Origin of the sequence: Candidatus Protofrankia californiensis (assembly GCF_900634765.1) — a bacterium.
Taxonomy (GTDB): Bacteria; Actinomycetota; Actinomycetes; order Frankiales; family Frankiaceae; genus Protofrankia; species Protofrankia californiensis.
On record NZ_CAAAFT010000218.1, the window covers coordinates 3228 to 3777 of the forward strand.

Here is a 550-nt window from a genome sequence, read left to right on the forward strand (position 1 = left end):
CGGGTGGGCGGCGCTGCCGACGCTGCGGCTCAACAGCGACTTCGAATCGCTGGCGGCCGGCGCGTCCACCCTGAACGACGCACGGCACGTCGAGAGCGTCGTCGGCTCCTCCGGTGAGCTCTCCGTGGTGTTGCGCGGAGTGAACGTCACCAGCCCGGTGGCGGTGGAGTGGATGCGTGCCACCCAGCAGCGTCTCATCACCGATCACGGCGACCGGCTGCGCCCGGTGGTCTCACCGCCCACACTGCTGCAGTTCCTCGGGCCGGACAGCACGTCCGAGCAGATCGACGCGGCGCTGCGGCTGCTGCCGCCCTATCTGGCCGGTTCGGTGATCCGCGGCGACCACCAGGTCGCTACCATGGTCTTCGGGGTCCGCATGGACGACCTCGACGCGCTGCGGGCGTTGCGCGACGACATCGGCCGCACTCTCATCCCGCTACCGGGATTCCAGGTGGAGATCACCGGACTGTCCATGGTCGCGGTGCGAGGCCAGGAACTGCTCTCCTCCGAGAGGCTGCTCGGCAACCTGCTCGGGATCTCCGCGGCGGCC

General features: G+C 70.0%; 1 pseudogene. It reads left to right on the forward strand.

What is annotated here, in order from left to right:
• Positions 1 to 550 (forward strand): annotated as a pseudogene (locus DD1DGNOD_RS12010) (RND transporter); the annotation flags it as partial.